Source organism: Corallococcus sp. bb12-1, from assembly GCF_026626765.1.
GTDB classification, from domain to species: domain Bacteria; phylum Myxococcota; class Myxococcia; order Myxococcales; family Myxococcaceae; genus Corallococcus; species Corallococcus terminator.
Genome location: NZ_JAPNJZ010000015.1, coordinates 65001 through 78742, shown reverse-complemented (window position 1 = coordinate 78742; position 13742 = coordinate 65001). Strand labels below are relative to the sequence as shown.

Genomic DNA, 13742 nt, shown 5'->3' with positions numbered 1-13742 from the left:
GCCTGCCCGGATTTCAACTCCGTATCCGGGGCATAGTGGACACCTTCAGCCCGGACCAGCGCCTCGCAAGGGGGCGCACGGCGTACCGGCGTCCGGTGAACACCTCCACCCTCCAGCCGGGCGGACGGCGGCTCAGCCCGACGCTACGGGGTCGTTCTCCCCACCGCTGGCACTGAGTCCGGTGGAGGCCTGGCGCAGCAAGTACACCGCCACCGCCAGGCCCACGCCGCAGACCGCCGTGACGTAGTGCGCGGGCGCCAGGGGATTCTGCTTCATGGCGAGCGTGACGATGAGCGGCGTCAGCCCGCCGAACAGCGCATAGGCCACGTTGTACGAGAAGGAGATGCCGGAGAAGCGCACCGCCGGAGGAAAGGCCTGCACCATCACCGCCGGCACCACCCCGACGACGCCCACGCAGAAGCCCACCAGCGCGTACAGGGGCACCAACTGCCCGGGAGCGTGGGCGACACCCCGGTAGAAGAGCTGCACGGTGACGAGCAGCGCGACCGTCCCCAGCGCCAGGGCCCGCGCCGGTCCCAGCCGGTCCGCGAGCATGCCGAAGCAGATGCACCCCACCGTGAGCGTGAGCGTGGCCACGCTGTTGGCCCCCAGGGCGCGGGCGGCGGGGATGGCGTGCAGCTGCTGCACCAGCGTGGGCGTCATCAGGATGACCACCACGATGCCGGCCGTGAGCACCCAGGTGAGCAGCATGGACACCGCGACGGCGGGCGCATGGCCCTTCAGCGCGGCCTTGAGCGGCAGCTCCCGCACCAGCGCGTGACGCTGTCGCATCTCCTCGAAGACGGGCGTCTCCTGGAGCCACCGGCGCAGGAACACGGCGAGGAAGCCGAACACGCCGCCCACCACGAACGGGAAGCGCCACGCGAAGGCATCCACCTCCCCGGGCGTGAAGACCGTGTTGATGGCGGTGGCCACCAGCGAGCCCAGCAGGATGCCCAGCGTGAGGCCGGCGGTGAGCGTGCCGCACGCCAGCCCCACCCGGCGCGCGGGCACGTGCTCGGAGACGAACACCCACGCCCCCGGAACCTCGCCCCCCACCGCCGCGCCCTGCAACAGCCGCAAGGTGAGCAGCGCCAGCGGCGCCGCGTACCCCGCGGTGGTGAACGTGGGCAGCAGGCCCATCAGCAGCGTGGGCACCGACATCAGGAAGACGCTCAGCGTGAACATCCGCTTGCGCCCCGTCCGGTCTCCGAAGTGCGCCATCACGATGCCGCCCAGCGGACGCGCCAGGTAGCCCGCCGCGAACAGCCCGAACGTCTGCAACTGCCGCAGCCAGTCCGCCGTCTCCGGCGGGAAGAACAGCCGGCCAATCACCGCCGTGAAGAACACGAAGATGATGAAGTCGTAGAACTCCAGCGCGCCCCCCAGCGCCGCGAGCCCCAGCGTGCGGATGTCCCGCGCGGTCAGCGGACGGGAGGCGGCGGAAGCGGAAACAGCGTCGGAAGGGGAGGTCGCCATGTGCAAGGCCCGGGAGGATATGCCGGGAGCCCCGGGCAGGCCCCATCCGTTACGTTGTTAAAGGGGATTCACCGCAAAACATGTTGACAGGGAGAGCGAAACTTGTCGGGACCCCGGGTCATCGATATCTTCCGGGGATTCCGAGTTCCGTCCTGGGAGTACAAGTTGGACAGGGTTGATATGGTGACGCCTCCGCCGGTCGCACCTGGAGCCGATGAGCGCTTCGGGAAGTACCGCATCCTCCAGCGGCTCGCCGTGGGGGGGATGGCGCACATCTTCCTGGCCACCATCGACGGGCCGGACGGCTTCTCCAAGGCCTGCGTCATCAAGCGCATCCTGCCGGAGTACGCCAACCTGGAGCCCTTCAGCCGCATGTTCGCGGACGAGGCGAAGGTGGCGGCCCTCCTGACCCACCCGAACATCGTTCAGGTGTTCGACTTCGGGAAGATCGACGGCCAGTACTACCTGGCGATGGAGTGGATTCAGGGCCAGTCGTTGGATCGCATCATGCGGCACGCGGCGGCGTCCTCCATCCCGCTGGGCTCCCGCGTCACGGTGGATGTGGGCCTCGCGATGTCGGACGCGCTGTCGTACGCGCACGCGAAGACGCTGTCGGACGGAACGCCGCTGAAGCTGGTGCACCGGGACATCACGCCGGGCAACGTGCTGGTGTCGCGCGAGGGCATCGTGAAGCTGGCGGACTTCGGCATCGTGAAGAGCTCCGTGAACCTGGAGCGCACGGTGGCCGGGGTGGTGAAGGGCAAGTACGCCTACATGTCCCCGGAGCAGATAACGAACCGGGAGTTGGATCACCGCTCGGACCTGTATTCGTTGGGCATCGTCCTCTACGAATTGTCCACGGGCCGGCGCCTGTTCAAGCGCGACACCATGGAGGCCACCATCGTGGCCGCGTCGCAGGGGGACGTGCCCCCGCCGTCGCAGGTGTCGCCGGGCTTCTCGCCCGAACTGGAGCGCATCCTCCTCAAACTGCTCGCGAAGGACCAGGACGCGCGCTACCAGACCGCGCGCGAAGTGCACGACGACCTGGAGCGCTTCCGGAGCACGCAGCACTGGACCTCCGGGGGACGCGAACTGGCCACGCTGATGGCCACGCTCTTCCCGCCGGATTCCAAGGGCCGGGTGTCCACGGCGGTGTCGGTGCCGGGCTCGATGCCGGGCTCCTCCAGCCTGGGCTCCACGCGCACGCCCACGGGCATCTCCAGCCCTTCGCCCTACGTGCCGCCGGAGACCCCCGAGCCCCTGGACTCCAGCGCGCTGGTGGTCACCGGTGTGCTGCCGCGCGGCACGGGTTCAGGCACGGCGCCGACGGGAATCATCGCACCTCCGCCGGAACAGGCGGGCGGGTCCGATGCGTTCCCCTGGGGGCTCGCGGCCGCGGCGGGCGTCGCCGCGGTGGGCAGCGCGCTGTTCTGGTTGCTGGTGGCATGAAGGGGCAGGGGCGCACCGTGTCGTGGGAAGCGGGACATCGAACGTGAAGAATCAGAAGACCTGGGTCGCCGTCATCCTGTTGGGCACCGTGGCCGTGAACACCGGGGCGTACCTGGTGATGCGCTCCCGCCGTGCCGCGCAGGCGCCCGCACCGTCCACGCCCCTCGTCGCGCGCGTGGATCCGGCCGCGCCCGGAAACACGCCTCCCGCCGTGGCCTCACCCTCCGACGATGCGAAGGCGGGCCTCGCCAGGGCCCGGCGCGCGTCGGGGCTCGCCGCGCTGGAGGACCGCGACTACGCCAGGGCGGTGACGGAGTTCACCGAAGCCCTCAGCCTGCGCAACGATCCCAACGGCGACGTGGTGGAGCTGCTGCGCATCGCCACGGACCTGCGCGCGCGTGAACAGGCGCGCGTCACCAAGGTTCCCGAACCGCGTGAGTCGCCCACGTCGAAGTCCGCGCCGCGCACCCGCGCCGCCAGGCTCGCCGCCGCGCGCGCCCAGGCCCGGGAGCAGCAGCAAGCCCAGGCCTCCGAAGCGGGAGTCGAACGCAAGGGCCTGTTGCTGGTGACCTCCACGCCGCCCGGGCTGGTGGTGCTGGTGGACGGCAAGGAGCTGGACATGACCCCCGCACGGCTGTCCGTGACGGCGGGCTCGCACCGAGTGGTGCTCGCGCAGGGCGACCGCCACCTGTACTCGGAAACGCTGGAGGTGGCCGAGGACTCGGTGCGCTCGCTCAACCGCGACCTCACCGCGGAGCTGACGCTGCCCGCCGCCAGGGCCGCGCCCGTCGCGGTGCCGGTGGTGGCGACGTCCTCCGCTCCGCCCGTTGCCGCGGCGCCCGTCGGAGGGCTCGCGCCGGGTGCCCGGTCCCCGGACTCCACGCCGCCGCCGGAGCCGTCCGTCGCGAAGGCGGCCGTGGCGCAGCGGGGCGACCTGGAGGTGACGTCGCCGGGGCTCTACGGCGAGGTGTGGATCAACAACCGGCCGTATGGCTTTCCGCCCATCTCCGCGCAGGCGCTGCCGGCGGGGCCCGCGCGCGTGGAGGTCCGTGTCAACGGCGAGGTGAAGCGGCGCATGACGGTGGATGTCGAGCCGGGCCGCAGCACCCGCGTGCGCGTGCGCTGAAACACAGTTGCGCGTCGGGATTCGACGCGGTGCACGTAAACCCAGAACTTTCGGATGGCGCTGGACCCGGTACACTGAGGGTTCGCGCGGACGGTGTCTCCCCCGAGACGCCGCGCGCACCTTCCGCCTTCGAGAGGTTTGTCGCGTATGGGTTTCACCAGGCGCTGCTGGTCGGGCCGTCGTGTGGGTGTGTTGCTGGCGCTGTTGGGCGCGGGCACGGGCTGGGCCCAGGGCGAACCCGAGCAGGGAATCGACCCGGGACCGCCGGAGACGCCCTCCCAGCAGGAGGCCCGGGTGGAGGCGCTGGAGGACGAGCCGGAGGTGCACAGCCAGGTGGCGTCGTTCGCCATCACGAAGCTGCACGATTCGCCGGCGGTCGTCACGGCGGTGACGGCGGATGAGATTCGCGCCTCGGGTGCGCGCGACCTGATGGACGTGCTCCTGCTCGTCCCGGGCTTCTTCTTCGGCGTGGACGTCCAGGGGACGGTGGGGCCGGGCTTCCGGGGCCTGTGGGGCCAGGAAGGCAAGGTGCTGCTCATCATCGACGGCAAGGAGATGAACGAGCAGCTCTACTCCACGATGCAGTTGGGCCACGAGTTCCCGGTGGAGCTCATCGAACGCATCGAGGTGGTGCGCGGCCCCGGCTCGGTCATCTACGGCGGCAACGCGGAGCTGGCCGTCATCAACGTCATCACCCGGGGCATCCAGGGCAGCACGGACGTGCTGGCGGTGGGCACGTACGGGCAGCTCTCGCACGGCAACGGCCGGCGCAGCCTCACGCTGTCCGGGCGCAAGGTGTTCGAGGGCGTGCCGGGCCTGAGCGCCTTCGCCTCCGCGTCGCTGGGCCAGGGCCAGCGCAGCGACGTCATCTTCGACGACTTCTACGGCGACTCCGCGAGCATGAACGGCGCGTCGCGCCTGGACCCCACGGTGGTGCAGGCGGGCGTGGGCTTCCGCGACCTGCAACTGAGCCTGCTGTACCAGCGCCAGGACACCACCAGCGTGGTCTCCGTGGACGAAGTGCTGCCCACGCCGGCCAACACCGACTTCGAATCCTTCCACGCGGAGCTGAGCGAGCGCTTCCGCCCGACGGACCGCATTGAAATCATCCCCCGGCTGAACCTCACGCTGGGCGAGTCGTACCGGGACTCCGACGAGTCGTCGGACTTCTTCTACGACAAGCGCTACCGCCGCCTGCGAGGCCGGGCCCTGGCGCGCTGGGCGGCGTTCGACTTCCTCCAGCTAACGGGCGGCCTGGACCTGGCGTTCGACCAGGGAAAGCTCCTGGGCCCTTCGGGCATCGGCCTGCAGGAGCCCTTCAACGGGGACCAGGACGTCGTCTCCTACCGCAACTTCGCGGGCTTCATGGAGGTGTACTCGGCCAACCCCATCGCCACGGTGGTGGCGGGCGCGCGGTTTGAAGACCACAGCTTCTTCGGCAGCTCCTTCGTGCCCCGGCTCGTGCTGCTCAAGTCCTTCGGTCCCGTGAGCGGCAAGGCCCTCTACAGCCGCGCCTTCCGCGCGCCCGGCATCGAGAACATCTCCCTGGGCGACGACGTCCGGCCGGAGCGCACCACGGTGTATGAGCTGGAGGCCACGGTGCGCCTGGGCGAGGGCCAGACGGTGAGCGCCAACGCCTTCGACGTGGGCGTGACGGACCCCATCATCTACTCGTACGACACGGACACGGACTCCGAGGCGTACCGCAACCTGGGTCGCCTGGGCAGCCGGGGCGTGGAGCTGGACTACCGCGTCCGGGGCCCCTGGGGCCGCGCGCAGGTGGGCTATTCATTCTACCGGCCGGGCGGGCGCAACGACGTGGAGGACTACCTGGTGCCGGGGCAGCCCAAGGCCTTCACCGGTCTGCCCACGCACAAGGCGACGCTGACGGGCACGGCGAAGATCCTCCCGTGGCTGTCCATCAGCCCCACGGCCGTGCTGGTGGGCCAGCGCTTCGCCGTCGGGGCTCCGGACGACGAGGGCGTGTCGGAGGTCCAGACGCTGTCGCCCCGGCTGCTGCTCAACCTCTTCGTGCGAGCGGAGAACGTCGGGACGAAGGGCCTGGAGATTGGCGCGGGCGTCTACAACCTGCTGGGCAGCGACTTCCGGGTGGCGCAGCCCTACAACGGCGGCCACGCGCCCCTGCCGGTGTTCACCAGGGAGTTCATGGTGCGGCTGACCTACCTGTTCGAGCCGGCGTACGACGACGAGTAGGGCAGGCACCAGTCCGGCCGCATCGGACGTTGCGCGGGGGCGTGGCGGGGCGTAGGGAACGCCCCTGCCATGTCCGAGAACGCCCAGCTCCTCGAAGCCGTCCGAAAAGAAGCCCGCCCCGGCATCTGGTCCAACGGGGTGAGTCTGGCGCGAGCAGGAGCGGTGGCGCTCCAGTCGCGCACGGCCACCGAAATCGAATTGAGGGTGAAGGCGGCGGGCCGGCCGGTGGCCCTCACCGTCGTCCTCTACCCGGGCGACGAGGCATGGGAGTGCGACTGCCCCAGCCGCGTGGATCCCTGCGAGCACGTCGTCGCGGCGGCCATCTCCCTGGAGCAGGCGGAGAAGCAGGACGCGCCGCTGGAGGCCGTGGCGGAGCGCTGGTCGCGAGTGGTGTACCGCTTCACGCGAGTGGAAGGCGGCCTGCAACTGCACCGCGTCCTCGCGCACGCGGACGGCACCGAGGAGCCCCTGGAGGACAGCCTCGCGGGGCGCATCGCGAAGCCCACGGGCGGCGTCACATTGCAGGTGGAGCAGGTGGACCTGAACATGGACCGCCTGCTGGAGCGCCGCACGAGGGGGCCGCTGCTGGCGGAGAAGCTGGACGCGCTGCTGCGGGCGCTGGAGCCCGCGCGCAACGTGCTGTTGGACGGACGGCCGGTGGCGGTGTCCAGCGAGGTCCTGCCCCCGCGAGCGAGGGTGGAGGACCGGGGCCAGCAGTGGGTGCTGACGGTGTCCGGCGACCCGCGCATCAAGGAGGTGGTGAGCCCGGGCGTCGCGCTGACGTCCGACTCACTGGTGCGCCTGGGAGAGACAGCGATGACGGGCGCCTGGCTCCAGCACCTGCCGCTCGTGCGCACCTACGCGCCGGAGCAGTTGGGGGAGCTGTCCGCCAAGGTGCTGCCGGAGCTGGCGAGGCGCATGCCGGTGGACGTGAAGAGCCGCCGCCTGCCGTCGTTGGATCGCGATCTGAAGCCGCGAATCCTCCTGGAGTTGAACCAGCTCACCGCGGGCCTGTCGGTGCTGCCCACGCTGGTGTACGGCGCGCCGCCCACGGTGCGCATCGACAACGGGCGCATGGTGTACCTGCGGGGCGCGGTGCCCCTGCGCGACGAAGCCGCCGAGACGAAGCTCCTCCACCAGCTCCGCGACGAGTTGAACCTCGTGCCCGGGCGAAGGCTCACGGTGCAGGGGCCGGAGATGATGCGCTTCGCGGACAAGCTGCGGAAGTGGCGAGGCGACCTGGGAGGAGACGCGGCGGGCATCGTCAGTCCGGACATGCGCCTGAGGCCGTCGCTGCGAGTGGAGGGAGGCGCGTCGGGCGAGGGCGTGCCGCAGGTGCGCTTCACGCTGGAGTTCGACGTGGAGGGAGGCAAGGGAGGCGCGCGCACGGTGGACGCCGCGGCGGTGGTGCGGGCCTGGACCGAGGGGCTGGGGCTCGTGCCGCTGGATGGCGGAGGATGGGCGCCGCTGCCGCGAGCGTGGCTGGACAAGAACGGCCAGCGCGTCGCGGACCTCCTGGCCGCGCGCCAGGAGGACGGACGGGTCGCGAACCACGCGCTGCCGGAGCTGACCGCGCTGTGCGAATCGTTGGATCAGCCGCCGCCCCCGGGTCTGGACAAGCTGGCGCCCATGGTGGAGGGCTTCGACAAGCTGCCGCCGCCGGTGCTGCCAGCGGAGCTCAACGCCACGTTGCGCGCCTACCAGCAGCAGGGCGTGAGCTGGCTGGGGTTCCTCAAGGGAGCGGGGCTGGGGGGCATCCTCGCGGACGACATGGGCCTGGGAAAGACGCTCCAGACCATCTGCATCCTGGGTCCGCGCTCGCTGGTGGTGTGTCCCACGAGCGTGTTGCCCAACTGGGTGGCGGAACTGCAGCGCTTCCGGCCGTCGTTGAAGGTCTGCGTCTACCACGGCCCCGGTCGCAAGCTGGACCCCACGGCGGACGTGACGCTCACCACGTACGCGTTGCTACGTCTGGACGCGCCGACGCTGGGAGCGCCCACGTGGGAGGCGGTGGTGCTGGACGAGGCCCAGGCCATCAAGAACCCGGAGAGCCAGGTGTCGAGGGCCGCGTTCGGCCTCAAGGCGAACCTGAGGCTCGCGCTCAGCGGCACGCCGCTGGAGAACCGCCTGGACGAACTGTGGAGCCTGATGCACTTCACCAACCCGGGCCTGCTCGGAGGGCGCCGTCAGTTCGAGGAGAAGACGGCGCAGCCCATCGCGGACGGCAAGCCGGGAGCCGCGGAGGGCCTGCGTCGGCGCATCCGCCCGTTCATCCTGAGGCGCCTGAAGCGCGACGTGGCACCGGAGCTGCCGCCGCGCACGGACTCGGTGATGCACGTGCAGTTGGATGAGCGCGAGCGCAGCGTCTACGACGCGGTGATGGCGGCCACGCGGGCGGAAGTCGTCGCGTTGTTGAACGAAGGCGGCAGCGTGCTCAAGGCGTTGGAAGCCCTGCTGCGCCTGAGGCAGGCGGCCTGCCATTCCGCGCTCGTGCCCGGCCAGCACGCGAAGACGTCCTCCAAGGTGCAGACGCTGGTGGACGCGCTGGAGACGGCGGTCGCGGAAGGCCACAAGGCGCTGGTGTTCTCGCAGTGGACGTCGCTGTTGGACCTCATCGAGCCGGGGCTCAAGGGAGCGGGCATCGCGTTCGAGCGGCTGGATGGAACGACGACGAACCGCGGCGACGTGACCTCGCGCTTCCAGGGGCCGGATGGAGCCCCGGTACTGTTGATGTCGCTGAAGGCCGGCGGAACAGGTCTGAACCTCACGGCGGCGGACCACGTGTTCCTGATGGACCCGTGGTGGAACCCGGCGGTGGAGGCGCAGGCGGCGGACCGCGCGCACCGCATCGGGCAGGAGCGACCGGTGATGGTCTACCGGCTGGTGTCCCAGGGCACGGTGGAGGAGAAGATCCTGGGCCTCCAGGAGAAGAAGCGAGCCCTGTTCGAAGCCGCGCTCAGCGAAGCCTCCGGAGCCGCCGCCATCACCCGAGAGGACCTGCTCCAGCTCTTCGCCTGAGGACCGCCGTCACGTCCCGAACTTCACCGCCACGGAGGTGGCCTCAGGCTCGGTGAATCGAAGGACGTCCTCGCCCTCCTGGGCGAGGGCGTCGCGAGACGGTTTCTTGAGCGGGACGAACGGCTTGCACACCAGCGTCGCGGAGCCCTTCTTGCGCTCGGTGGACCACATGCCGGCGACGCGTCCGTCCACCAGGAACACGGGCTGCACACGCAGGTTGCCGGTGTACATGGCCTTGCGGTGCTCGTCGGTGACGACGCGGCTCCGGTCCGCGTGGGAGAGGATGAGGTTGTCGTAGTCGGGCAGGAAGCGCACTGGGGCAGGCGTATCCTCGGGAGGCCGAGGCGCCTTGGGCAGGTCGAAGAGCACGCGCTTCTTCTCGTCACGGAACTCCACCAGCGTGCCGCGAACCTTCTCGAAGGCGTCCTTCAGCGGCTTGAGCCCGGACCACGTCTGCATGTCCGCCACCGTGGCAGGGCCAAACGCCGCCAGGTAGCGCAGTACCAGCGGAGAGGCATCCTCGTCGGTGTCCAGCGGCTTCCCCAGCCACGACTCCGCGAGCGTGAACCCGGAGTTGCCCGGCCACCCCCAATCCAGCCCATCCTCGGGCACCTGGATGAGGGGCAGCAGCATGCGACTGGCGAAGCCCATGGCCCGCTCATCGCCATCCACATGGTGCTTCATCAGGTGGGCGCGAACCTCCTCGAACGTGCGCGGCTTCTCGTCGAGGAAGGGGCGGGCGGTGGCGAGCAGCGCCGGCAGGTCTAGCGAAGCGGCACGCTCCTTGAGGATGCTGTTCATGGCCGCGGTGAGCATGGGCCGGTACATGTCGCTGTAGCGCAGGTAGTCCTTCGCGCTCATCAGGTGGAGCGTGCCGCGCATCATCGTGCCGCGAACCACGTCCCGCTTGTGCGCGAGCTTCGTGAGCGAGTCCCGCTGGAAGCCCTGGAGTCGGGACCAGAGCGCCAGGTACGGAGGGCGCGCGAGCTGCGCCTGGAGGCCCACCAGATGCTCGACGGCACGCAGCACCGGCATCTTCTCGCGGGTCAGCAGCAACTGCCGGGCAAGCGTGGCCCGGTTGAGGGCCTGGGAGGACAGGACTTCGGTAGCCATGCGCCCGAGCATAGCCAGGGCGCATCGCCAGAGGGTCAGCGAGTGAGGGCCGGAATCACCTGCGAGCCAAACGCGTCGATGAATGCGTCCTGTTCCCGGTTGACGTTGTGCAGGTACAGCCGATCGAAGCCCAGGCGAAGGTCTTCCCCCAGCCAGTCCACGTGCTGCTGGAGGCTGTTGGAAACACGCAGTGGGCCGTCCAGATCATGGGGCTGAACGACGCTCGCGGCCTCCTGGAACTGGGCGGGAGTGCGCAGGTCGGTGAGGACGCTGTTGGCGAAGATGTTGGAAGCCCACTGATCGTAAGCACCGTCGCGAGCGCGCTCCTCATCGGCCGCGTAGGAGAGCTGGACCTTGAGGTACATCGGCTTGCCTTCACCGCCGCCCTCCCGGAAGGCCTCCACCACCTTGCGGAGTTCGTCCAGAGGACGGGCGGTGGTGAGCAGGCCATCCGCCCAGCCCGCCACCCAGCGCGCCGTCTTCGCGGTGACGGCCGCGCCCAGGAGCATGGGGGGCTCCACAGGCCGCGTGTAGAGCTTCGCCTCCTCCACGGTGACGAGGCCCCGGTGGGTAACGGTCTCCCCACGGAAGAGGGCGCGCATCACGTCCACGCACTCCCGAAGGCGGGCATTGCGCAGGTCCTTGGTGGGCCAGCCGGTGCCGGTGATGGCCTCGTTGAGGTACTGCCCGCTGCCAAGCGCCGCCCAGGCCCGGCCAGGAAACATCTCGCTGAGGGTGGCGAGCGCCTGGGCGACGAGGGCGGGGTGGTAGCGCTGCCCGGGAGCATTCACCACGCCGAAGGACAGCCCGGTGGTGGCGAGCGCAGCGCCCATGAAGGACCAGGCGAAGCCACTCTGCCCCTGTGCGTCCGTCCAGGGATGGAAGTGGTCGGAGTTGAGCGCGGCCTGGAAGCCCACGCCCTCGGCCTTCCGGCTGAGGCGAAGAAGCTCGCTGGGCGTGAACTGTTCGTGCGAGGCGTGGAATCCGATGAGTGCCATGGGGTGGATCCACCCTGGCGTCGGATCCGCCGCGCCGCGAGGCCTCTCTCCGCGCGAGTGTTGGCTGAAGAAAGCCCGCCGGCCCCCGGGTGTGGGGTTCCACACGCGGCGCGAGAGCCGTCGGCCTGCCGGGGAGTCCGGATGCTTAAAGGGAACGGGTGTCCCTCGCGCCGGGGTGCACGCCCCGGGAGACGGGATGATCGAAGACCTCTGGTACAAGAACGCGGTCATCTACTGCCTCGACGTCGAGACGTTCATGGATGGCAACGGCGACGGCATCGGGGACTTCGCGGGCCTGCGGCGCAAGCTGGACTACCTGGCGGGCCTGGGCATCACCTGCCTGTGGCTGATGCCCTTCCAGCCCACGCCCAACCGCGACAATGGCTACGACATCAGCGACTACTACGGCGTGGATCCCCGGCTGGGGGATCTGGGCGACTTCGTGGCCTTCACGCACGAAGCGAAGCTGCACGGCATCCGCGTCATCATCGACCTGGTGGTGAACCACACGTCGGATCAACACCCGTGGTTCCAGGCAGCGCGCAAGGACCCCGACGGCCGCTTCGGCGACTACTACGTCTGGTCGAAGAAGCGCCCCAAGGACGCCAACAAGGGCATGGTCTTCCCGGGGGTACAGCCCTCCACGTGGACGTACGACAAGGAAGCGAAGCTCTGGTACTTCCACCGCTTCTTCGACTTCCAGCCCGACCTCAACGTCTCCAATCCCGAGGTGCGCGAGCAGATCCTCAAGGTGATGGGTTTCTGGCTGGAGCTGGGAGTGTCCGGCTTCCGGGTGGACGCAGTGCCCTTCCTCGTGGAGCTCAAGGGCGTGAAGAACCCGGGCGTGAAGAACCCGTACGCACTCCTGGAGGAGATGCGCGAGTTCCTCTCGTGGAGGAGGGGCGACGCCATCCTGCTGGCGGAAGCCAATGTCACGATGGACGAGGTGGTGGAGTTCTTCGGTGAGAACGACCGCATGCAGCTCGTCTTCAACTTCCTCGCCAACCAGAACTTCTACCTCTCACTGACCCGAGGGGATGCGACGCCGCTCGTCGACGCGCTGAAGGAGTCGCCGGACCTGCCGCACACAGCGCAGTGGGCGAACTTCCTGCGCAACCATGACGAGCTGGACCTGGGGCGCCTGTCGGACGAGGACCGGGCGGAGGTGTTCCGGTCGCTGGGGCCCGACAAGGGCATGCAGCTCTATGACCGGGGGCTGCGCCGGAGGCTCGCGTCGATGTTGGACGGGGACCGCCGCCGCATCGAACTGGCCTACAGCCTGATGTTCACGCTGCCGGGGACCCCGGTCCTCTGGTACGGCGACGAGCTGGGCATGGGCGAGAACCTGGCCTTGGTGGAGCGTCAGTCGGTGCGCACGCCGATGCAGTGGAGCCCGGAGCCGCACGGAGGCTTCACGCTGGCGGACAAGCCGGTGAAGCCACTGGTGTCGGAGGGACCGTTTGGATTCCCCCAGGTGAACGTGGCGCAGCAGCGAAGGGACCCGGCCTCACAGCTCAACTGGACCGAGCGCATCATCCGAGCGCGCAAGGAGTGCCCGGAGCTGGGGTGGGGCGCATGGAAGATCCTGCGCACGGGCAACAAGGGAGTGCTCGCCATCCGATACGACTGGAAGGGCAACGCGATGGTGGTGCTGCACAACCTCTCGTCCCGGCCCTGCACCGTGAAGTTGGACGCAGGCGGCGAGGAGGCATGCCCGCTCTACAACGTGCTGACCGAGGACCACTCCAAACCCGTGGACGGCAAGCGCCACGTAGTGATGCTGGAGGGCTACGGCTACCGCTGGTTCCGAGTGGGACAGGAGAACCCCGCGCGCAAGCACAAGGCGGAACCGCTGCGTTGAGGGGCGGCGGGAGCCCGAGGGGCTGCTCCGCCTCGGCCGACCAAGAGGCCCGTGATGCCCCGGCCGCCTTTCCGCGGCCACGCTTCGACGGAATGTTGCGCGAGCCGGAAACCACGTGCTATTGCCGCCCTCCCCGCGAAGGCCGGCCGCCGAAGTTCCAGCGCCCCGCTTCTCCGAGGAAAAGCTCGTGGATGTAACGAGCGGTTGACGCAGAACGCGGCGAAGAGATAGAAGCCGCGCCCCGCCCGAAGCCGACAGCAGCAAGTCGGTCGCTGGAGCGGAAAGCAGCAAAGGTCGACTCGAAAGAAGTTGATCAACGAAGTGGCGGTGGTGGTAGAAGCCGCGCCCCTCACCCGGAAGCCCGCGCACTGGCGCGGAAGGTACTTCTGGGAGAGAGCAGTCCCGACAAGAAAATAGGGCAGTCAACGCGGAGTTGACAGCGAGCGCGGCGGTGGTAGAAGCCGCGCCCCACCGAAAGAAAGTC

The 13742-nt window shown here is 69.4% G+C and carries 9 protein-coding genes (1 of these 9 only partly in view); 5 read left to right on the top strand and 4 right to left on the bottom strand.

Annotated features, from left to right (window positions below; genetic code table 11):
- Positions 1–132: 132 nt before the first annotated feature.
- Positions 133–1479, bottom strand: a complete 1347-nt coding sequence (locus tag OV208_RS17555) for an MFS transporter (RefSeq protein WP_267574982.1) — start codon at positions 1477–1479, stop codon at positions 133–135.
- A 180-nt stretch (positions 1480–1659) separates the two neighbouring features.
- On the opposite strand from OV208_RS17555, the gene OV208_RS17550 reads away from it, so the two are divergent.
- From OV208_RS17550 to OV208_RS17535, 4 genes are all read left to right on the top strand, one after another.
- On the top strand, positions 1660–2928 hold the full coding sequence (locus OV208_RS17550) for a serine/threonine protein kinase (RefSeq protein WP_267574981.1): 1269 nt from the start codon (positions 1660–1662) through the stop codon (positions 2926–2928).
- Between the two features lie 43 nt (positions 2929–2971).
- Positions 2972–4054 carry a PEGA domain-containing protein gene (locus tag OV208_RS17545; RefSeq protein WP_267574980.1) on the top strand — a complete coding sequence of 361 codons (1083 nt, stop codon included), beginning with the start codon at positions 2972–2974 and terminating at the stop codon, positions 4052–4054.
- A gap of 147 nt (positions 4055–4201) precedes the next feature.
- Complete coding sequence (locus OV208_RS17540) at positions 4202–6268, top strand: TonB-dependent receptor plug domain-containing protein (RefSeq protein ID WP_267574979.1); 2067 nt, start codon at positions 4202–4204, stop codon at positions 6266–6268.
- A 69-nt stretch (positions 6269–6337) separates the two neighbouring features.
- Positions 6338–9286 carry a DEAD/DEAH box helicase gene (locus tag OV208_RS17535; RefSeq protein WP_267574978.1) on the top strand — a complete coding sequence of 983 codons (2949 nt, stop codon included), beginning with the start codon at positions 6338–6340 and terminating at the stop codon, positions 9284–9286.
- Positions 9287–9295: 9 nt separating this feature from the next.
- Here OV208_RS17535 and OV208_RS17530 read toward each other — a convergent pair whose 3' ends face one another.
- Entirely contained in the window at positions 9296–10399 is a 1104-nt protein-coding gene (locus OV208_RS17530) for a winged helix DNA-binding domain-containing protein (protein WP_267574977.1), read from the bottom strand.
- 35 nt (positions 10400–10434) lie between these two features.
- On the bottom strand, positions 10435–11397 hold the full coding sequence (locus tag OV208_RS17525) for a TIGR03885 family FMN-dependent LLM class oxidoreductase (protein WP_267574976.1): 963 nt from the start codon (positions 11395–11397) through the stop codon (positions 10435–10437).
- 196 nt (positions 11398–11593) lie between these two features.
- Between OV208_RS17525 and OV208_RS17520 the strand changes: the two genes are divergently transcribed.
- Positions 11594–13258: an alpha-amylase family protein gene (locus OV208_RS17520; protein WP_267574975.1), complete on the top strand. Its 1665-nt coding sequence runs from the start codon at positions 11594–11596 to the stop codon at positions 13256–13258.
- Between the two features lie 349 nt (positions 13259–13607).
- Here the strand turns inward: OV208_RS17520 and OV208_RS17515 are convergent, their stop codons facing one another.
- Positions 13608–13742: the 3' end of a hypothetical protein gene (locus tag OV208_RS17515; RefSeq protein WP_267574974.1), read on the bottom strand. It continues 267 nt past the right edge of the window; only the last 135 of its 402 coding nucleotides appear in the window; its start codon lies off the right edge, out of view; it ends in the stop codon at positions 13608–13610.